This window comes from Psychrobacter pacificensis (assembly GCF_018336615.1).
GTDB classification, from domain to species: domain Bacteria; phylum Pseudomonadota; class Gammaproteobacteria; order Pseudomonadales; family Moraxellaceae; genus Psychrobacter; species Psychrobacter pacificensis.
In genome coordinates, this window is sequence record NZ_CP048752.1 from 711,701 (window position 1) to 729,714 (window position 18,014).

Consider the following 18,014-nt stretch of genomic DNA (forward strand, 5'->3'; position numbering starts at 1 on the left):
TGGATATGTAGCAAATATCAGTAAAGGTTGTTTTGAGAAGATAAGTAAGAGAGAGTGTCTCATGGCGGTATATGTAGATTTTGTGCAGATAAAATTCAAAGGCTATAAATGGTGTCATATGCTTGCGGATAGTTTGCAAGAGCTGCATGATTTTGCAGCATTGATTGAGGTAGATCCACGTTTATTCCACCGCACCGCAAGCTACCCGCATTATGATGTTACCGTGCAAATGCGCGAAACAGCCCTTGAGAATGGGGCGCTGCCTGCCGAAAGGAAAAAAATTATTGAGTGCGCAAAGAAGTTAAAAGTAGAGCTGCAGTCTGAAATGTCGTTATCTGATAGTGACTGATGCAGCTTATAAGTTACACAAAGAAAAAGGTGGGTAGAGATTTTGCTCACCCACCTTTTTTTTGCTTAGATGATACTTTTCTCGTTTGGTATTATTTGGCAACTGCCGCCGTGCTGATTGCGTTGAGCGCTTTTGAGACATTATCAATAACGGTATCGCAACCTTTGATATTATGGCGTGTTTTTAGATATTCAGGATTGTTTTATGATAGCCATACCTTTTTATTGGCACCTTTGCTAATGAGGATTTTTTGTGGTAAATCAATGGCGACGGTTTGCTCGCAATTCATCAGAGACGATCTTAATTATGGCGATATCCTTGAGCGATTCATTAGTGAGTCATGGCGAATATCCATTGTGCGTCATCAGGCAGGGGGTGGCAATATATTCCAATCGATCGTTATACCAAGCGCTCTGCCAAATAGTCGACCAGTAGTCTGATTTTTGGCGATAGTTGACGGTTGTGTGGGTAGATGGCCCAAATGCTTTCTTTGGGTTCTCTATAGTCGTCGAGTACGCTCACCAACGCACCCGATGCCAGATGTTTTTGTACGTAGTAATCGGGCAGTTGTACGATACCCAGCCCTTTTAACGCCGCATCAACCAGACTATAACCGCTGTTGCACTGTATGGTACCAGAGACGCGCAAGTTCTTTTCTGTACCATCTTCGACAAAATGCCAATAGTCGCGTGTCCCTAGTAAGCAGTTGTGCTGGCTGAGATCGTCAAGCGTGCGTGGTACCCCGTATTGATTGAGATAAGCTGGTGTCGCACAGACAAAATTGGTGCGCAGGCTAAGCTTTTTTGCCATCATCGTAGAGTCGCACAACTTGCCAATACGAATGGCCAAATCGTAGCCACCCTCGATTAAATCAATTTTTTGGTTACTCAAAAAAGCGGTCACCTCAATGTCCCGATATTGCACCATAAAATCATTGATTAAGGGCAGCAATTGTTGCTCGCCATAAGTCACAGGCGCAGTCAGTTTGATTCTGCCTTGAGGTTTTGATTGCAAATTGCTCACCGCTTGCTCAGCCGCGTTCAAACCATCGAGCACACTGCGGCAATGCTGATAAAAAACGCGGCCTTCTTCAGTAAGTGAGACTTTACGCGTGGTACGATATAGCAGCTTGATCTTCAGTCGCTCCTCTAACGCACTAATCTGACGGCTGACTTGCGCAGTCGAGATACCAAGCGCTTTTGCAGCGCGTGTAAAGCTCTCGTACTCTGCCACACAGACAAACTCACTAATCCCTTCCCAGCGCATGATTATTACCAATATGTAAAAGATATTTGCAAATATAGCATATTGTTATCTGCTCAGAAATAAATATAATGGTTAGTATCAATGTAAATAGATGCTGCTTTATGGTCATCAATGCTTGCCTACAGAGGGCAGGCAAGATAAGCTCAGTCTATCTTTATCCGTTTTAATCGTAGAAATCGTGACGATTAAAACGAGCAGATAGCCTTATTGAACAAAAAGAATGATTGGGCGTGAATGACGTTTTAAGTTTACGCTACGTTACAATCCATCGATAACAATCAAAAAGAGATTTTCCTATGTCAGATAAATTTATCAAATCAAAAGCCGCCATCGCTTGGGGCCCAAAGCAGCCATTGTCTATCGAAGAAGTAGACGTCATGCTACCACGTAAAGGCGAAGTACTGGTAAAAATCGTGGCCAGCGGTGTCTGTCACACAGATGCGTTTACCTTATCTGGTGAAGACCCAGAAGGCGTATTCCCAGCGATTTTGGGTCATGAGGGTGGCGGTATCGTTGAGCAAGTCGGCGAAGGCGTAACCAGCGTTCAGGTCGGCGATCATGTCATTCCGTTATACACGGCAGAGTGCGGCGTTTGTAAAATGTGCCGCTCAGGCAAAACCAATCTTTGCTCAGCAGTACGCGAGACGCAAGGTAAAGGCTTGATGCCAGATGGCACGACGCGTTTTTACAAAGACGGCGAGCCTATCTATCACTATATGGGTTGCTCAACGTTTTCTGAATATACTGTGCTACCAGAGATTTCTTTGGCTAAAGTCAATAAAGAGGCGCCATTAGAAGAAGTTTGCTTGCTTGGTTGCGGTGTCACCACAGGCATGGGTGCGGTCATGAATACAGCAAAAGTTGAAGAGGGCGCTACCGTTGCTATCTTTGGTCTAGGCGGCATTGGACTATCCGCAGTCATCGGTGCGGCGATGGCAAAAGCCAGCCGTATCATCGTGATTGATATTAACGAGAGCAAGTTTGAGTTGGCTAAAAAACTAGGCGCAACCGATTGCATCAATCCAAAAGACTACGACAAACCGATTCAAGAAGTTATCGTTGATCTAACCGATGGCGGTGTGGATTATTCGTTTGAATGTATCGGTAACGTTGATGTCATGCGTTCAGCGCTAGAGTGCTGCCACAAAGGTTGGGGCGAGTCAGTCATCATCGGTGTCGCTGGTGCTGGACAAGAAATCTCAACTCGTCCATTCCAGTTAGTGACGGGTCGCGTCTGGAAAGGTTCAGCATTTGGTGGTGTAAAAGGCCGTACGGAGCTACCAGGTTATGTCGAGCGCTATCTGGCAGGTGAGATTCCTTTACAAGACTTTATCACCCACACGATGCCAATAGAAGACGTGAACGAAGCGTTTGACTTAATGCACAAAGGCGAGAGCATTCGTACGGTTGTCAATTTCTAAGCGTCGTTACTGACAGTAATATCAAAATCACAGTTTTAACCTGATGACGCTACAATAAAAAAAGCTGCTTCAATTTTGAAGCAGCTTTTTTTTATTTTATTTTTTACAATGACAGACGGTTTAGTCAGTCATATTCGCCAATTGTTCTAATATGCTGACGTAATTTTCAACCCCTTGCGCACCGCTGACCAAATGGCGCTCGTTGAAGATAATCGCCGGCACACTTTGAATGCCTTGCTGCTGCCAATGCTGTTCTTCTGCTCGCACTTCTTTTGCAAAGAACTGACCTTCTAACACTGCCAGTGCCTCACTACGATCCAGTCCAGTCTCAGCTGCAATGTCAGCAAGCACATTGATATCGGAGATGTTTCTATTATCGGTAAAATGTGCCGCAAATAACGCTTGTTTTAACTCATGCATATATCCTTGCTGGTCTGCAAAATGCAGCAGCTGATGCAGATTAAATGTATTGTGCATGCGAGTGTCGTCATTGAAATTAAATTCAAAGCCGACTTCCTGTCCAGCTTCAGTCATTCTGACTCGGCTAGCATCTGACTCTTCTTTAGTCGAACCATACTTTTCGATAATGTGCTCACGCAAGTTTTGCCCCTCGCTTGGCATGTGAGGATTCAGCTCAAACGGATGCCAATGAATGGTGTGTGCGGTATTGGTTTGCTCAAGTGCTGCTGCCAGTTGGCGATAACCGATGACGCACCAAGGGCAGACGACGTCTGAGACGATATCTATTCGGAGTGGTTTTTCTGATGTGCTCATATTTCCTCGCGGGTATTATTATTTATGTTTTGTTTGGGATGTATAGATAGAGGCATATCAGTTGGAATCAAGCAGATATACCTAGTTATCAGACAACTATAACTAGTTACCATGTATCAAGTCAGTTCATACTAAGAGAATGACTAAGTGATTACAATGTAGTCTGCGCAGTCGGCGTCGCCAATTCGGTAGCTCAATTGTATCTATTATCAGTAGGATAGCCGAAATTTTTGCAAAAACGGTCTAACAACTGACGCACTGATAACAAAACCCATGACTACTTAACCAATCTGCCGTGGTCACAAAACAGGTTTTTATTTAAAGTTGCTCCATTGAGATTAGCGATGATTATTTATAAATAACGCTAATAATAATAATTCAATAAACAATAAAAACTTAACACTCACTATAGTGTCATATATGAAAAATATCACTGAAGCAATGAAATGGCGTTACAGCACCAAAGACTTTGACACCAACAAAAAAATATCAGCAGAAGACTTTCAGAGTCTAAAAGATATCTTACGTCTCAGTCCGTCGAGCCCCAATATTCAGCCTTGGCATTTTGTGATTGCTGATGACGAAGCTGGGAAAGCTCGAATCGCTAAAGGCACAGAGGGCATGTATGAATTCAATGATGCCAAAGTAAAAGATGCCTCGCATGTCATTGTATTCTGTAGTCGTGTCTATGCCGATGACGAGTTTTTAGAAGGCTTGCTCGACAAAGAAGATGCCGATGGTCGCTTTGCAGAACCAAAGTTCCGAGAGCAAATGCATCAAACGCACAAAATGTTCTTGGACATTCGTCGTTATGAGCAAAAGGACGAGCCGCATTGGTTGATAGAGCAGTTGTATCTCAATATGGGTACATTACTACTAGGCGCTGCTACTTTGGGTATTGATGCTGTGCCGATGGAAGGCGCAGATTTAAAAGCACTTGATGAAGAGTTTGAGTTACGTAGTAAGGGCTATACCGCTGTTGCCGTGATATCGCTTGGCTACCGTAGTGAAGATGATTTTAATGCTGATGCCTAAGTCTCGATTTGACGAAAAAACAATCATCACTAAAGCCTAGTTTTAGGTGTTTGATTTGAAATGATCATTCTAAAGTAGCCTCATAATAGTCCTATAAACTTTCGTTTGTGGGGCTTTTCTTTATTGAAGTCTATTTAATATACTACCTTTTTCTAAAAAATAGATTGCCCACTTCACATAATATAGTCAATCCTAAATAAAACAGATACATTATATATCAAGGTGGAACTGGTCTAAATTTTCCTTGCGTGCTGTGCCTACGCAGACAGAGGTTGCGAAAAATTTATCCCAGTCCCACTGTATCGTTTTTATACTGAATTCACTATATATTGCTAAATCATATGGCCTGAATTTGAGTGCTTATATATAAAAATCAAGTGATACTAGCTAGCAGCGGATGGTTAGGCTAATTGAGGTAAATGATTATCAGTTAGCTTACAGCGATTGGTAGTACACACTTTCAGGTACTGCCTCGGATTAAAAACTACACTGCAACAACTACAAAATAAAAACAAAACAAGTTTTTTGGTACGCCATAATGGATTTATTGCCATGGATTTATTGCCGCCGTAGCTATAAGGCGCTTTTTTCACCCATTATATTCATCTGCCAGCGAGAAGCCAGCATGTCTACCTTGACGTTAACAATCAATAAGCAGGATTATCAGCTCGAGAATCTTGACGCCCGTACGACACTGCTCGACGTCTGTCGTCAACATTTACAAATTACTGGACCCAAAAAAGGCTGCGACCACGGCCAATGCGGCGCTTGTACCATGCTCATCAATGGTCGCCGAGTCAACTCTTGTCTCACACTTGCTATCATGCATGATGGTGATGAGATTACGACCATCGAAGGCATCGGTATGCCGGATTCACTATCGGCGCTGCAACAAGCCTTTAAAGATAACGATGCCTTTCAGTGCGGGTACTGCACCCCAGGTCAAATTTGTTCAGCGACTGCATTAATAGAAGAAGTAAAACAAAATTGGCCAAGCCATGTGAGCACAGACTTACAACATCCTGATAGCCTTCTAGTACAAGAAATCGCTGAGCGCATGAGTGGTAATATTTGCCGTTGCTCCGCTTATCCCAATATCATCAAAGCCATCTCACAAGTGCTTGAGAATGAAGCATCAGCGTCTACTTCTAAAACAGTTGACAACGCTGCGCAAAACTCAAGCGTAACAGGTATTTGGTCACCGCCGTCAAGCGAGACTCAGTTCCATAAAGCCTCAGCGAATAACAAAACAATAACAGGCAAGGCAGGAGACCACTCATGAAACGTTTTGAATATAGCCGCGCTGATGCACCAGAGCAAGCCGCAACCTCTGCTAGCGGCAAAGACGCTTCTTTTATCGCAGGTGGTACCAACTTATTAGATCTCATGAAACTAGAGATCGAAACCCCAATCAAACTGGTCGATATCACTCGTTTAGAATTAGAGCAAGTAGAAACGACTGCCGATGGTGGTTTACGTATTGGTACGCTTGTGACCAATAGCGATTTGGCCGCGCATCCTGAGGTGATTGCAAACTATCCAGTATTGTCCCGAGCTATCTTGGCAGGAGCGACTGGTCAGCTACGTAACAGAGCGACAACGGGCGGCAACTTTTTACAGCGTACTCGTTGCTATTATTTTTATCAAACAGACAGCGCTTGTAATAAACGTGAACCGGGCACAGGATGTCCTGCTATCAACGGGGAGAACCGTACCCTAGCTGTCTTAGGTACCAGTGATTCATGTATTGCTCAGCACCCATCCGATATGGCAGTGGCAATGCGCTTACTGGATGCCACGATAGAGACAGTTAAAGCAGATGGCTCGACTCGCGCTATCGATGTGAAAGATTTTTATTGTTTGCCAAAAGACACGCCGCATATCGAAAATGTGCTAGAAGCAGGCGAGCTGATTACTCATGTTGTATTACCTGCCCCTATTAAGGGCATGCATACCTATGACAAAGTGCGTGATCGCGCTTCTTATGCCTTTGCACTGGTATCTTGTGCCGCAGTCATCGATGCTGACGACAATGGCAACCTAAAGACAGTACGATTGGCGTTCGGCGGCATCGGTACCAAGCCATGGCGTAATGAAGAGGTTGAGGCACTATTAATGGATACCGATGGCAATAGCGACGTTATCACGCAGGCCGCTGATCTATTATTGCATGATGCCAAAGGTAATGGTCAGAACGACTTTAAAATACCGTTGACGCGTCGCCTACTAAAACAAGTTATTCAGCGCGCATTAGCGGGCGAGGGAGCATAATCATGGCACTATTAGAATCAATCACCCAGTCAGAACCAACCAAAAAACTGACCATGGATGAGCCTGTTGAAACGCTATTTAGCACAACGGCAAGCAAGCTAGTTGGTAAGCCAATCAACCGTGTTGATGGTTCCCTAAAGGTTAGCGGTCAAGCGAAATACAGTGCCGAAATACACTTGGACAATCAAGCCTATGGTGTATTGGTAGGCGCGACCATTGCTAAAGGTCAAGTTGAGAGTATCGATAGTGACTCTCTAAAAGGCATTCCTAATATTATTAAAGTCGTGACCGATCCTGAGCACTTTTTGCGTAACTCTCAACAAGGGACAAAAACTAAAGCACCCAAGCAAGGGGTTAGCGAGATTTTTTATCATGGTCAGCCTATTGCTGTCGTGGTTGCTGAGACTTTTGAGGCGGCAAGAGAAGGCGCTAAAGCGCTGAAAGTGACTTATAAGGATGAGACTGACCAAGCGGCACTGAACTTTACCCAAGAGCTCTCTAACGCACATGCGGTAGATGAAAAAAAAGGCTCTGATAAAAATAATGTCCAAGGCGATCCAGACCAAGGCTTAGCTGATGCGGCAGTGACCGTTGATCGCTTTTATCATACCCCAAGTCAAAGCAACTCTCCGATGGAGCCCCATGCAACGTTGGCTCATTGGGAAGGCGATAAGCTCGTTCTGTATACTTCCAATCAGATGCTCGCTTCTTGCAAACAGCAAGTCATGGATGCTCTGGACCTAAATAAAGATCAAGTACAACTGATCGCATACTATGTGGGTGGTGGGTTCGGTAGTAAGCTCGGTATTGCTCCTGAATCTATTGCAGCGGCGATTGCTGCAAAAGATCTTGGCCGTCCGGTATTGATTACCATGACGCGTTCACAAGTGATGGAAGCAACGGTCAGACGCTCAAACACGCGTCAGCGTATCGCAATCGGCGCGAACAATGACGGCGTGATCGATACATTGATTCACGATACGATCTCTAGTAATTTGCCAGGTGAGGCTTTCTTTGAGCCAACTGCTCTATCTACGCACCATCTATATAGCGGCAAAAACCGCCGTGTGAATTATGAGATGGTAGACATGAACCAAGTGTTGTCAGGTTCTATGCGTGCGCCTGGCGAAGCGGTAGGTATGATCGCGCTTGAATGTGCCATGGATGAGCTTGCCACACAGTTGGAGATTGATCCGGTTGAACTACGCCGTCGTAATGAGCCAGAGCAAGATCCGAGTCAAAATATTCCTTTCTCAACGCGCCAATTGATTGCCTGTATGGAACAAGGTGCCAAGCATTTTGGTTGGAGTGAGCGAAACGCCAAGCCTGCCAGTCAATTAGAAGGTGACTGGTGGATAGGTACAGGCATGGCGGCGGCTGCCCGTGGTAACCAATTACAGCCATCTGAAGCACGTGCAACCCTACAGGTAGATGAGTCAAAAGCACTTGGTATCAAAGCAGTTATCGAGACAGACATGACAGACATCGGTACAGGGTCTTATACGGTGTTTTCTCAGGTAGCGGCAGACCTGTTAGGACTACCTATCGACCATGTTGAGATGAAACTAGGTGACAGTGCATTGCCACCAGCATCAGGCTCAGGTGGCAGTTTTGGTGCTGCGAGTGCGGGTAGTGGTGTCTATCTTGCTTGTGAGCAGCTGCGTGAAATGCTAGCAGAAAAAGTTGGTCTGTATCCTGACAACATTCAGTTAGACAATGGTCAAATCAAGAAAACAGGAGAGCATGCTTTAACGGCAATGGAAGCTGCCAAAAAGAGTGGCCAATCATTTGCTGACAGCACTATTGATAAGCTATCGCAAACCACAGGGCTTTCGCTATCAGGACAGTCAGCATCACAAGAGTATGATTTTGATAATACAGAGTATTATGCGCTTGCGGATGTGGTCGCTGACTATGATGAGCAAAAAATCACTGCCAAAGGCCAGATAAAACCGGGTAAGAACGGTAAGAGCCATCGCCAAGCCTCTTTTGGTGCGAACTTCGCTGAAGTGGCGGTTCATAAAGTCACTGGTGAGATTCGGGTGAAACGTATGACAGGTGCATTTGCCGCTGGTCGTATTCTGAACCACAAAACTGCAACGTCGCAATGCTATGGCGGTATGGTGTTCGGTATTGGCTCAGCGTTGATGGAAGAAGTGATTCATGACAAACGTGACGGTCGTCTCTGTAACCATGACCTTGCCGAGTATCATGTGCCAGTTAATGCGGACGTACCGCAGTTAGATGTCATATTGGTAGAAGAAGATGATCCTTATACCAATCCAATGCACATCAAAGGTATCGGTGAGACGGCTATTGCAGGTGCTGCTGCCGCGATTGCCAATGCTATCTATAATGCGGTCGGTGTGCGTGTTTATGACTTCCCGATTACCCTCGACAAGCTGCTTTATGAGATGCCAGAGTAGTTTTATCAGCTTATGTATGACAAGAACCCGCTTACTGAGCGGGTTTTTGTAACTGAGTCGGTAGTATATTTTATTACTAGCAAAAAATTCACTAACAAAAAACAATTATTAAATAAGAGGCATTATGAATCAAGTCGCTGACATTCTGAAGCTGGCAAGCGAGGCTCAGCAGCAAGGTGTTGATGCTGTATTGGCTACTGTCGTTCATACAGAAGGCTCAGCGTATCGCCGTGCTGGTGCCATGATGCTCATCTGTGATGACGGTCGTTCGGTCGGAATGATCAGCGGTGGCTGCTTGGAGCCCCACATCATCAAACGTGCCTTTTGGCTCACGCGTGACGGTGCCAATGTGCAGGTTTATCAGACAGGTGATGACATTGAGTACGCTGATAATGGTCAAGCGCAGGTAGCGATCAACAAAGAAGCTGGCGATACAGACGATCTAGACGACTTGGATGGCCTAGATGACATGGACTTTGATGAGTTGAATTTTGGGCTTGGCTGTAATGGACGTGTGCATGTGCTGTTTGAGCGTCTGGCAACAGCCGCACCATTTTTAGAGTCAGTTCGTCAGGTGCGACGTCATCAGCAGCCAGTTATGGTCGCTACTTTGATTCGCAACAACGGTTGTCAGAATACCGAGTTGCAAGTTGGCCTGCGTATCAATCTAGACGAATATCACAATTCGGAAAATTCACTAGAACAAGAGATAATAAACCCTTCGAATATAATTGCCGATATTGTAGAAAAGTTAGCAGAGTACGAGCTGTCTGAGAGCAATACTGAATACGTGACCATAAAAACGGACGAGGCAACCACCGAGTGGCTCGTACAACGCCTGCAACCACAAGTGCGCCTGCTCGTTTGCGGGGCAGGTAATGATGTGATGCCATTGGTGACCATGGCCAAGCTACAAGATTGGCATGTCACGGTCATAGACAGTCGCGCGCAATATGCGACTCGTATGCGCTTTCCTCAGGCAGATGCAGTGATGTCATTATCTTTAGAGGATAGTGATACCCTGCTAAAGCTGAGTAATAACGCAGCGGTCGCTCTTATGTCACATAGTCTGACCCAAGACCGCGCTCGCTTGGCGATATTGCTAGCACATGCGCAAAACTATAGATACTTAGGACAGTTAGGGCCGCGCTATCGTACCGAACGCTTAATCAATGAGATAAGCGCTAACATGGATCATCCTGCTATCTTGGATACTGGCGTTCAAAAACTGCATTATCCGATTGGCTATAAGCTAGGAGGAGATGGTCCAGAGGCACTCGCACTGGGTATCATGGCACAGATAAATGCAGTCATGCACGATCAAACTGCATCAGTAGAAGGCTCCTACAGTAGGGTCTCGAATTCAGAAGCAAGCGTTGGTAATACGGATGCTGATATTGTGCCGAGTACCGTATGAGTAGTATCGTCTTAGAAGACAAGGACAGACAGGTGCAAAATCATGCGGTCATCATATTGGCAAGTGGCCTCAGTCAGCGCCTTGGCCAACCTAAGCAGCTGCTCGTTAAGAATGGCGAGCTATTAATCGTGCACATGATCCGATCGGCAGTGAGCACCAATCCGCAAGCCGTTATCGTTGTGATTCCTGATAAGCATCCTGCAGTTGCTAGTGTAGTTACAGAGTTGGCTGTGCAATATCCAGCGGTTCAAGCGGTAGTAAACCCAAAACCTGAAACTGGTATGGCGGACAGTTTGCGTTTGGGTATTGAGAGTATTGCGAGTCTTGGAAATTCGTCAATCGAGCGCGTGCTTATCATAGGGGTTGATCAGGTTCTATTAGATCAGTCGCATTTAATGGCTTTGCTGGCTGGTGAACAGTCTGTGGTAGCCAGCAGTTATCATAGCTGGACGTATTCAGATGAATTAAGCGCTACAGAGCAAAAAAATATCATCGGCTTACCGCTAGTGATTGATACAGGTTTACTCAGACAATGGCAAACTGAATTGACAGGTGATAAAGGCTTGCGTCATTTAATCAGAGCATTACCGCCAAGCCAAATACATACAGTGATCAATAAGCAGCTCAGTTATGATATCGATACACCAGCACAGCTAGCGTTTGCTCAAAAAAAAGGCTGGCTTGATCAGCACTCTGAACGAATATGAATAGTAAGCGACTGACATGACAAGCATGATAGCAACCAAGCGTCTCTACCTAAGACAGTGGCAAGCAAGTGATCGTGCGCGGTTTGCCGAGATGAATGCTGATCCTAAAGTGATGGCATATTTTCCTAAACTATTAACCCCTGCATTGAGTAATACCATTGCCAATAAGTGTCAAAAATTAATTGAAGAGCATGGCTGGGGATTTTGGGTGGTGGCTCGTAAAGATGGCGCAGATAAAAGTGATGACTTTATCGGTATGGTTGGGTTAAATAACGCGCATGCTGATATGCCCTTTGCCCCTGCTGTCGAGATTGGTTGGCGTTTGCACAAGGATTATTGGGGGCTAGGCTATGCCACCGAGGCGGCGCGTGCAGCGCTGGATTTTGCGTTTACCGAGCTGGCACTTGAGGACGTGGTGTCATTTACGGCGGTCATCAATCAGCGCTCGCAAAAGCTTATGCAGCGTCTTGGTATGACTGATACGCAGGACAACTTCTCTCATCCGATGCTCGATGCTGATCATCGACTGGCTGAGCATGTTCTATATAAAATCACGCGTCAGCAGTGGCAAGCCCTTATAGTATAACGGACTCTATTTATATCATACGGCCGATCTTGAAAGCGTCAAAATATGCCCCCTTAAACAAACGGCAACGCTAGATAAGCGGTGTTTTGAGGTTTGACGTGCTGACTGCTAAAGCCAAACTCAATCATCTTATTGGTTAGCTTGTTTTTACGCCCGCGTCCAGGGTCAACGACGATGACTTCACAGGTTGGCAGCGCATGACGTTCGATAAACCCAGCCAATATCCCAATATGTTGGTCTACGTAGAGCAAGTCACTGCCGATAATGATATCAAACCTACCAAGATGGCTGTTATCCTCTGACCAGTCTAAACGCTCAAAATTGATGCCTCTGTTATTATTTAGCGTGGTATTTCTATCAAGGAAATACTCAACGGTCGGATGATAGTCGGTCGCTGTGATGTCTGCTTGTCTATGATTGAGCAATAGACTCGATAGCGCCATGCCGCAGCCCACCTCCAAAATTCGTTTGTCCTTAATATCGTAATCAAGCATGTGATTGGCCAGCACCAAGCTTGATGGCCATATCACCTCAAACATCGGCCAAGAAGCAGAGCAAATGCCCAAGTTTAATGCCTCATCATCAGGATCGCTAAATTGCTGATTGTCACGCAGGGTGCAAACGTCGGTGTTGCCAATTTCGATCGTTTGATAGTGCACGCGCACAGTGGTCAGCGAAGTCATAAACTGTCCTAAAAAACAAGCAAAAGTGCAAAGGTTGGCAAAGATTGCCGCTTTCGGTGAGGTAGGGCATACAAAGGTGGGCGTGCATCTTGGATATAGTATTGACTGTGATTTGGTAGAGGTTGTTATTTGACAAAAACACATGTTGTCAAAACAGTACTCTTAAAGGTGCAAAAAGAGTATGACCTAAATGATGACAAGTTATTGTTAATTCTGAAGGTATTGTTATTGCTGGATAAAAGGGCTGGTGAAAGCGGACGGTAAAAGAAGCGTATGAGAGATGTTGAATGGCTTTTATGCTGGCATGATAGGCTTGTCGTTTATTTTGACAAGCCCATACAAGAGAGGATTAAGGCTGGCGTGTGCTGCTGAATCAATTTAGAAATTTGAGTCCAGAGGTCTTGAGCGCCCAGACCAGCTCTACAAAGGCGCGACTGTTGGTTAAGGGTTCGCCATCGATGATGAGTACATAACCTGCGCCATCGATCCATAAAAACACAAAGCTGGTTTCAGGTATGAGCAAGTCAACTTGCTGAAAAAACGAGATCGCTTGGCTTTCTACTGCCCAGCCGCGCTGCTTTTGGCGCAGCATAAAGCCGGAAAAGTCAGCGGCGGCAACACTGAGCATGTCCGCTTCTTCTTGACTATAACCAATCCGAGCCAGACAAAACCCTTCATCAGAGCCAATCGCGGCACGGCGTTTGCCAGATAAGCTCGCGACTACGTAAGGCAAAAACTGATCCAATGGTAGATTGGGCGCTGGCAAAAGCAAAGACAGTTTTTCGATCCAGCCGTGTTCTATAAAGCTTTGTAGCCATATATCAGAATAACGCTGTAACCAATCAGCGGCGAGTAGTGTCTGCCCATAAGACAATAAATCTTGTAGCGCCAACTGCTCGTCAGTCGGCTCATTCTGTGAAAACGCCTCAAAAATACCAGCAGGCGTTAATGTTAGATAGGTCTTATCGGCATTCAAATAAGAAGACATAGCGGCTACCTTAGCGATGAAAAAGTGGTAAAAAGTGATAGAAGTTAAGTTATAAACGCATGACAGTTTATGGTGGCGTGGTAGGCTTGATGGTCTGATCCAAATGCTGTTGGCAGTTATCCCAGCGTTGATCAAATTGCCAATCACTTTTGCCCAAGCTAAACCATACTAAGGAAAATGCCAGACGATCATTACGCACAGTACAATAGGCAAAAAACTCATTTTCAATTTGCTCAAGCGTGCCCCAGTCTTGGCTAGCACGTGCTTGCAGCAGCTCAGCGGTGATGTCTCTTGCGATCTCTCTGGCGTCATCACTACTGATACGCAAGCGTTGCTTTTGCTCATTGAGCGAAGGCGATACCAAAACGCTCCAGCGAGTGGCGAGCATACTGTTGCGCTGAATATAGCTTTTTTTATCAATACAATCGCGAAACCCTTGCTTGGCCTCAGGGGTCAAACGGTCTTTGATACGCGTAAACAAATTATTGACATCGTATGGAATGTCAAACCAGCACCCATAGAAAAAATCTGCTACCGCGCCCTGTAGGGGTTCTTTTTCGGTGAGTAATAAGGCGGCGTTGATGCGCTGCTCATGAAAGTGACGGTTGTTGGGTGCCAAAAACACTTTGCGTGAATAAAACCGAAAGACTCGGTGCGCCACTTTCTCGTTTTCTTTGATCAGGTCTGAGTCAGACATAATGGTCTCCTTGTGTCATAGCCGTGACGACAACCAGTGCCTCAGGCTATGAGCTCATTCAGCAAAACAACCTCTGATAATATGAGTGTCAATGAGTCATCAATCCAGCAATGTCTGCATCAAATCAATCATAAATTCAGCATCCTCTTCACTCATTGCCTCAAACCCTTCAGGCATACCAAGCTCAGTTAAGGCTTCTTTTCCATCATCATCGCTATGCAAATCCAGGATGGCTTCTATAAAAATTTGCGCATCTGGAAAGTCGTCTTTGATGAGAAGGACGTGGCTTATGTCTGCCAGATCACTTTCAATCAATACTGAGAGCTGAGCTTTGGTCAAGCGTGAGAAGCTGTGAAAGATCTCCGCCAAGAAAAACGCCGCTTGGGCATCGCCTTTGATGACTTTGCGAGCAGCTGCTTGATAGGTCTCAGTGATATCCCAGTTGAGGTCAGATTCTTCTATATCGACAGCTTCGAGCAAACGCAAACCGATCAGCTTGACGTCTCGATTGTCTGCCATCGCAACGGTTGCGCCTTTATGGATATCTTCTAAGTGATTGATGTCGCTATTGGCCGCCGCGGCAATGACCATCTCATCAGATTTGCCAATGGGACGAGCAACTGCACGGTAGCCTTGCTCACGGATGAGGGCAGCGGCATCAAAAGGGTTGGCGTAGATAATTTGAATAACACCTGCCTCAATCAAGGTCTCTTGCTCAGCATGTGAGGCTGGGATATTGAGGTGCATGTTTAGGTTGGCACGTTTTTGAATCAGCGTATTGAACATGTGCCAGCCAGCAAAGCGCTCAGGCGAAAAATCAGGGGCGATTAACATATTGTGTGTCGTCATGATTTAGCCTTCCTCATCTTGTTTCATTTGGGCGTACTGAGCCATTGCCGCTTCGATTTTACTGCGTGATGGCTTACGGCGTACTGAAGTGTATCCTACAGTTTCGCCGCGGCGAACATTGGGCACGACCGTGGCATATACCCAGTAGTGACTGCCGTCTTTGCATAAATTTTTGACATAGCCATGCCACTTCTTTCCAGCTTTTGCTGTGTCCCACAAGTCTTGATAAGCCGCTTTTGGCATATCAGGATGACGCAGAATATAGTGCTGTTGACCGATGAGCTCATCGACGTGGTAGCCACTAATCTCAACAAAGGCGTCGTTGACGTGAGTGATAATACCGTCTAAATCGGTACGCGAGACAATGAGCTTACCATCTGGGTAGGGACGCTCTACACCTGTATCATAGACAGTTCGAGAGGTGCCATCATGATAGGTCAGGGTGATTTGCTCAGCAGGCAGGTCAGGCTTGTGTGCATCAGGGATTGGAGAACCCATGGTCATCTCCTTCGTTGGTCGTTATATTTATAATGAGTAAAATCGAGTACATAGGGCACTCGTCAAAAAGCCAAAGCCACCAATCAAATGAGTTTTGCTAGGGCTTCTGAGGCGCGCTTGATGTCCAAGAATATCAAACCAAGCTTGGCATTGGGTTTTGCCATGATAGTGAGTACCGCTTCATCGCCTGATGACGTCATGATTACGTAGCCCATCTCGCCTTGAATCATGATGCGATCGATACTACCGCGTGCCAATTCGCGGCCTGCACGGTCGCCTAATGATAGCAGTGCTGCTGACATCGCACCCACACGATCTTCATCAACGCCAGTTGGTAGAGCTGAGGCAATCATCAGACCATCGTTAGAGATTAGGGCAGATGCTTCAACATCTGCTGATGAGCTGTTTAAGTCTTCCAATATCTGTTGAAATGAATCTGTACGCATATCGCTTTCTCTATACTGTGTGTTAATTTTTATTTATGAACTATAGTTAGCCAAAAATAACCCTGTTTGAAAAAGGGTATTATAAATCCTTACTAAAAATATTGATATAGTAAATCCCTATTTAAACTAAGGTTATGATAAGTTTTTTCTGCTATTTCATAAAACTTGCAATGTAACGACCAAAAAGCCCCCATCATTCAATGATAGGGGCTTTTTTAGTGACGATAAATCAAGGCGTATTCGTTAAGCTTTATTACGCCATTGACCTTGAAACATAGTGCCTGCAATAGGGTTCAGTCCCATCTGATAGGCCAAATCAGCAGGGCGGGCGATGTCCCATAGTGCTAAATCAGCATCACAGCCCACTTCTATTTTGCCTTTATTAGATAGACCCAAAGCCTTGGCTGCATAAACGGTTGATCCTGCCAATACCTCTTCAGGCGTGAGGTAAAACAGCGTACAGCCCATATTCATTGCCAACAACAGCGATGTCAAAGGTGATGTACCGGGGTTGCAATCGGTTGAAATCGCTATAGGAACTTGATGCTTGCGAAGTGCCTCAATCGGTGGCAGCTTGGTGTCACGCAAGGTATAAAACGCTCCGGGCAATATCACCGCAACCGTGTTGCTAGCAGCCATTTTCTCTATGTCAGTTTCTGATAAATGTTCTAAATGGTCGCTAGATAGCCCTTTGTATTCGGCAACTAAAGCGCTACCGCCGATGTCAGATAACTGCTCAGCGTGTAGTTTGACCGGCAGGTCTAAGGAGCGTGCAACCTCAAAAACGTGTCTAATCTGATCGCTACTAAACGCAATGTTTTCACAAAAGCCATCGACCGCATCAACCAAGCCTTCTGCATGCAGGATTGGTAGCCACTCACAGACTTGCTCGATATAGTCGTCCGCACGGTCCTGCATATGGGACTTATATTCAGGTGGTAAGGCGTGCGCTGCAAGATACGTGGTGCTGACGTGGATGTCGTATTTTTCGCCAAGCTGGCGTGCGACGGTGAGCATTTTGCGCTCAGTATCTAAGTCAAGACCATAACCTGATTTGATTTCGATGCTGGTGACGCCTTCTTTCATCAGCGCAAGTAGGCGCTTTTCACTTTGGGTAAATAGCGATTCAATACTGGCCGTGCGGGTGGCACTCACGGTTGCGACAATACCGCCGCCTTGTGCTGCGATGTCTTGGTAACTGGCCCCTTGCAAACGCGCTTCGAATTCATTGCTGCGGTTGCCACCATAGACAATGTGCGTATGACAATCGATAAGCCCAGGCGTTAGCCATTTGCCATCGGCGTCTGTGATTTGGTTCTCGTGATAATGTGGCAGATGCGTCGTGATTTGCTCTTGTGCCCCAATCCATGCAATCTTGCCGTCTTTAATACCGATAGCCGCGCTCTCTAGCTGACCGTATGGGACGTTATTAGTATCTGAATTTTCATAAAGATTAAAACCATAGTGCGCTGAAAACGTCGCAATATTGGCATTGATAATAAGGTGGTCAAACGATGTCATAGTAGATTCGTCGAGCGTCTGCTCTTTAAAATTTTCTGATTCATTCATAGTATGCTCCTAATAATTGGGAGGCGAGCGAT

The 18,014-nt window shown here is 45.5% G+C and carries 19 protein-coding genes; 9 read left to right on the forward strand and 10 right to left on the reverse strand.

What is annotated here, in order from left to right; genetic code table 11:
* Positions 1 to 61 precede the first annotated feature (61 nt).
* Complete coding sequence (locus GYK50_RS03100; protein ID WP_186473840.1) at positions 62 to 349, forward strand: DUF4031 domain-containing protein; 288 nt, start codon at positions 62 to 64, stop codon at positions 347 to 349.
* A gap of 202 nt (positions 350 to 551) precedes the next feature.
* On the opposite strand, the gene GYK50_RS12810 is transcribed toward GYK50_RS03100, so the two are convergent.
* Both GYK50_RS12810 and GYK50_RS03105 read right to left on the reverse strand, forming a co-directional pair.
* Positions 552 to 638, reverse strand: coding sequence for a hypothetical protein (locus GYK50_RS12810; protein ID WP_323970246.1), 87 nt, complete (start codon positions 636 to 638; stop codon positions 552 to 554).
* 110 nt (positions 639 to 748) lie between these two features.
* The gene (locus GYK50_RS03105; protein ID WP_186473841.1) at positions 749 to 1,615 is read right to left on the reverse strand and encodes a LysR family transcriptional regulator; all 867 of its coding nucleotides are present in this window, start codon (positions 1,613 to 1,615) and stop codon (positions 749 to 751) included.
* 311 nt (positions 1,616 to 1,926) lie between these two features.
* Here GYK50_RS03105 and GYK50_RS03110 point away from each other — a divergent pair, with 311 nt between their 5' ends.
* Positions 1,927 to 3,036, forward strand: coding sequence for an S-(hydroxymethyl)glutathione dehydrogenase/class III alcohol dehydrogenase (locus tag GYK50_RS03110; RefSeq protein ID WP_186475487.1), 1,110 nt, complete (start codon positions 1,927 to 1,929; stop codon positions 3,034 to 3,036).
* Positions 3,037 to 3,156: 120 nt separating this feature from the next.
* On the opposite strand, the gene GYK50_RS03115 is transcribed toward GYK50_RS03110, so the two are convergent.
* A complete protein-coding gene (locus GYK50_RS03115; protein WP_186473842.1) occupies positions 3,157 to 3,810 on the reverse strand; it encodes a DsbA family oxidoreductase in 654 nt (217 codons plus the stop codon).
* A gap of 420 nt (positions 3,811 to 4,230) precedes the next feature.
* Here GYK50_RS03115 and nfsB point away from each other — a divergent pair, with 420 nt between their 5' ends.
* From nfsB to GYK50_RS03150, 7 genes are all read left to right on the forward strand, one after another.
* Positions 4,231 to 4,845, forward strand: a complete 615-nt coding sequence (nfsB, locus tag GYK50_RS03120; protein ID WP_228724544.1) for an oxygen-insensitive NAD(P)H nitroreductase — start codon at positions 4,231 to 4,233, stop codon at positions 4,843 to 4,845.
* Positions 4,846 to 5,470: 625 nt separating this feature from the next.
* On the forward strand, positions 5,471 to 6,127 hold the full coding sequence (locus tag GYK50_RS03125; protein ID WP_186473843.1) for a 2Fe-2S iron-sulfur cluster-binding protein: 657 nt from the start codon (positions 5,471 to 5,473) through the stop codon (positions 6,125 to 6,127).
* Complete coding sequence (locus tag GYK50_RS03130; RefSeq protein WP_186473844.1) at positions 6,124 to 7,116, forward strand: FAD binding domain-containing protein; 993 nt, start codon at positions 6,124 to 6,126, stop codon at positions 7,114 to 7,116. The genes GYK50_RS03125 and GYK50_RS03130 overlap by 4 nt, the downstream gene beginning before the upstream one ends.
* Before the next feature lie 2 nt (positions 7,117 to 7,118).
* Entirely contained in the window at positions 7,119 to 9,542 is a 2,424-nt protein-coding gene (locus GYK50_RS03135; protein ID WP_212564257.1) for a xanthine dehydrogenase family protein molybdopterin-binding subunit, read from the forward strand.
* A gap of 124 nt (positions 9,543 to 9,666) precedes the next feature.
* Entirely contained in the window at positions 9,667 to 10,959 is a 1,293-nt protein-coding gene (locus GYK50_RS03140) for an XdhC family protein (protein WP_212564258.1), read from the forward strand.
* The gene (locus tag GYK50_RS03145) at positions 10,956 to 11,666 is read left to right on the forward strand and encodes a nucleotidyltransferase family protein (RefSeq protein ID WP_071002178.1); all 711 of its coding nucleotides are present in this window, start codon (positions 10,956 to 10,958) and stop codon (positions 11,664 to 11,666) included. Before GYK50_RS03140 ends, GYK50_RS03145 begins: the two co-directional genes overlap by 4 nt.
* Before the next feature lie 25 nt (positions 11,667 to 11,691).
* Positions 11,692 to 12,252 carry a GNAT family N-acetyltransferase gene (locus GYK50_RS03150; protein WP_414706386.1) on the forward strand — a complete coding sequence of 187 codons (561 nt, stop codon included), beginning with the start codon at positions 11,692 to 11,694 and terminating at the stop codon, positions 12,250 to 12,252.
* Between the two features lie 53 nt (positions 12,253 to 12,305).
* On the opposite strand, the gene GYK50_RS03155 is transcribed toward GYK50_RS03150, so the two are convergent.
* The 7 genes from GYK50_RS03155 to hutI form a co-directional block, all read right to left on the reverse strand.
* Positions 12,306 to 12,935: a class I SAM-dependent methyltransferase gene (locus tag GYK50_RS03155; protein WP_212564259.1), complete on the reverse strand. Its 630-nt coding sequence runs from the start codon at positions 12,933 to 12,935 to the stop codon at positions 12,306 to 12,308.
* Between the two features lie 373 nt (positions 12,936 to 13,308).
* Complete coding sequence (locus GYK50_RS03160; RefSeq protein WP_186473855.1) at positions 13,309 to 13,923, reverse strand: hypothetical protein; 615 nt, start codon at positions 13,921 to 13,923, stop codon at positions 13,309 to 13,311.
* Between the two features lie 67 nt (positions 13,924 to 13,990).
* Positions 13,991 to 14,620 carry a hypothetical protein gene (locus GYK50_RS03165; protein WP_212564260.1) on the reverse strand — a complete coding sequence of 210 codons (630 nt, stop codon included), beginning with the start codon at positions 14,618 to 14,620 and terminating at the stop codon, positions 13,991 to 13,993.
* 99 nt (positions 14,621 to 14,719) lie between these two features.
* A complete protein-coding gene (locus GYK50_RS03170; protein ID WP_212564261.1) occupies positions 14,720 to 15,469 on the reverse strand; it encodes a PhnD/SsuA/transferrin family substrate-binding protein in 750 nt (249 codons plus the stop codon).
* A 3-nt stretch (positions 15,470 to 15,472) separates the two neighbouring features.
* Entirely contained in the window at positions 15,473 to 15,967 is a 495-nt protein-coding gene (locus GYK50_RS03175) for a PAS domain-containing protein (protein WP_071002173.1), read from the reverse strand.
* Between the two features lie 83 nt (positions 15,968 to 16,050).
* Positions 16,051 to 16,413: a roadblock/LC7 domain-containing protein gene (locus GYK50_RS03180; protein ID WP_071002172.1), complete on the reverse strand. Its 363-nt coding sequence runs from the start codon at positions 16,411 to 16,413 to the stop codon at positions 16,051 to 16,053.
* A gap of 243 nt (positions 16,414 to 16,656) precedes the next feature.
* A complete protein-coding gene (gene hutI, locus GYK50_RS03185) occupies positions 16,657 to 17,982 on the reverse strand; it encodes an imidazolonepropionase (RefSeq protein ID WP_197496746.1) in 1,326 nt (441 codons plus the stop codon).
* Between the last annotated feature and the right edge of the window lie 32 nt (positions 17,983 to 18,014).

What these genes read in the sequence shown, in the direction of transcription:
- GYK50_RS03180 (WP_071002172.1), bottom strand. Translation starts at nt 16,413, where the DNA reads ATGCGTACAGATTCATTTCAACAGATATTGGAAGACTTAAACAGCTCA.
- GYK50_RS03135 (WP_212564257.1), top strand. Translation starts at nt 7,119, where the DNA reads ATGGCACTATTAGAATCAATCACCCAGTCAGAACCAACCAAAAAACTG.
- GYK50_RS12810 (WP_323970246.1), bottom strand. Translation starts at nt 638, where the DNA reads ATGAATTGCGAGCAAACCGTCGCCATTGATTTACCACAAAAAATCCTC.
- GYK50_RS03105 (WP_186473841.1), bottom strand. Translation starts at nt 1,615, where the DNA reads ATGCGCTGGGAAGGGATTAGTGAGTTTGTCTGTGTGGCAGAGTACGAG.
- hutI (WP_197496746.1), bottom strand. Translation starts at nt 17,982, where the DNA reads ATGAATGAATCAGAAAATTTTAAAGAGCAGACGCTCGACGAATCTACT.
- nfsB (WP_228724544.1), top strand. Translation starts at nt 4,231, where the DNA reads ATGAAAAATATCACTGAAGCAATGAAATGGCGTTACAGCACCAAAGAC.
- GYK50_RS03175 (WP_071002173.1), bottom strand. Translation starts at nt 15,967, where the DNA reads ATGGGTTCTCCAATCCCTGATGCACACAAGCCTGACCTGCCTGCTGAG.
- GYK50_RS03150 (WP_414706386.1), top strand. Translation starts at nt 11,692, where the DNA reads ATGATAGCAACCAAGCGTCTCTACCTAAGACAGTGGCAAGCAAGTGAT.
- GYK50_RS03165 (WP_212564260.1), bottom strand. Translation starts at nt 14,620, where the DNA reads ATGTCTGACTCAGACCTGATCAAAGAAAACGAGAAAGTGGCGCACCGA.
- GYK50_RS03145 (WP_071002178.1), top strand. Translation starts at nt 10,956, where the DNA reads ATGAGTAGTATCGTCTTAGAAGACAAGGACAGACAGGTGCAAAATCAT.
- GYK50_RS03115 (WP_186473842.1), bottom strand. Translation starts at nt 3,810, where the DNA reads ATGAGCACATCAGAAAAACCACTCCGAATAGATATCGTCTCAGACGTC.
- GYK50_RS03170 (WP_212564261.1), bottom strand. Translation starts at nt 15,469, where the DNA reads ATGACGACACACAATATGTTAATCGCCCCTGATTTTTCGCCTGAGCGC.
- GYK50_RS03140 (WP_212564258.1), top strand. Translation starts at nt 9,667, where the DNA reads ATGAATCAAGTCGCTGACATTCTGAAGCTGGCAAGCGAGGCTCAGCAG.
- GYK50_RS03125 (WP_186473843.1), top strand. Translation starts at nt 5,471, where the DNA reads ATGTCTACCTTGACGTTAACAATCAATAAGCAGGATTATCAGCTCGAG.
- GYK50_RS03160 (WP_186473855.1), bottom strand. Translation starts at nt 13,923, where the DNA reads ATGTCTTCTTATTTGAATGCCGATAAGACCTATCTAACATTAACGCCT.
- GYK50_RS03130 (WP_186473844.1), top strand. Translation starts at nt 6,124, where the DNA reads ATGAAACGTTTTGAATATAGCCGCGCTGATGCACCAGAGCAAGCCGCA.
- GYK50_RS03100 (WP_186473840.1), top strand. Translation starts at nt 62, where the DNA reads ATGGCGGTATATGTAGATTTTGTGCAGATAAAATTCAAAGGCTATAAA.
- GYK50_RS03155 (WP_212564259.1), bottom strand. Translation starts at nt 12,935, where the DNA reads ATGACTTCGCTGACCACTGTGCGCGTGCACTATCAAACGATCGAAATT.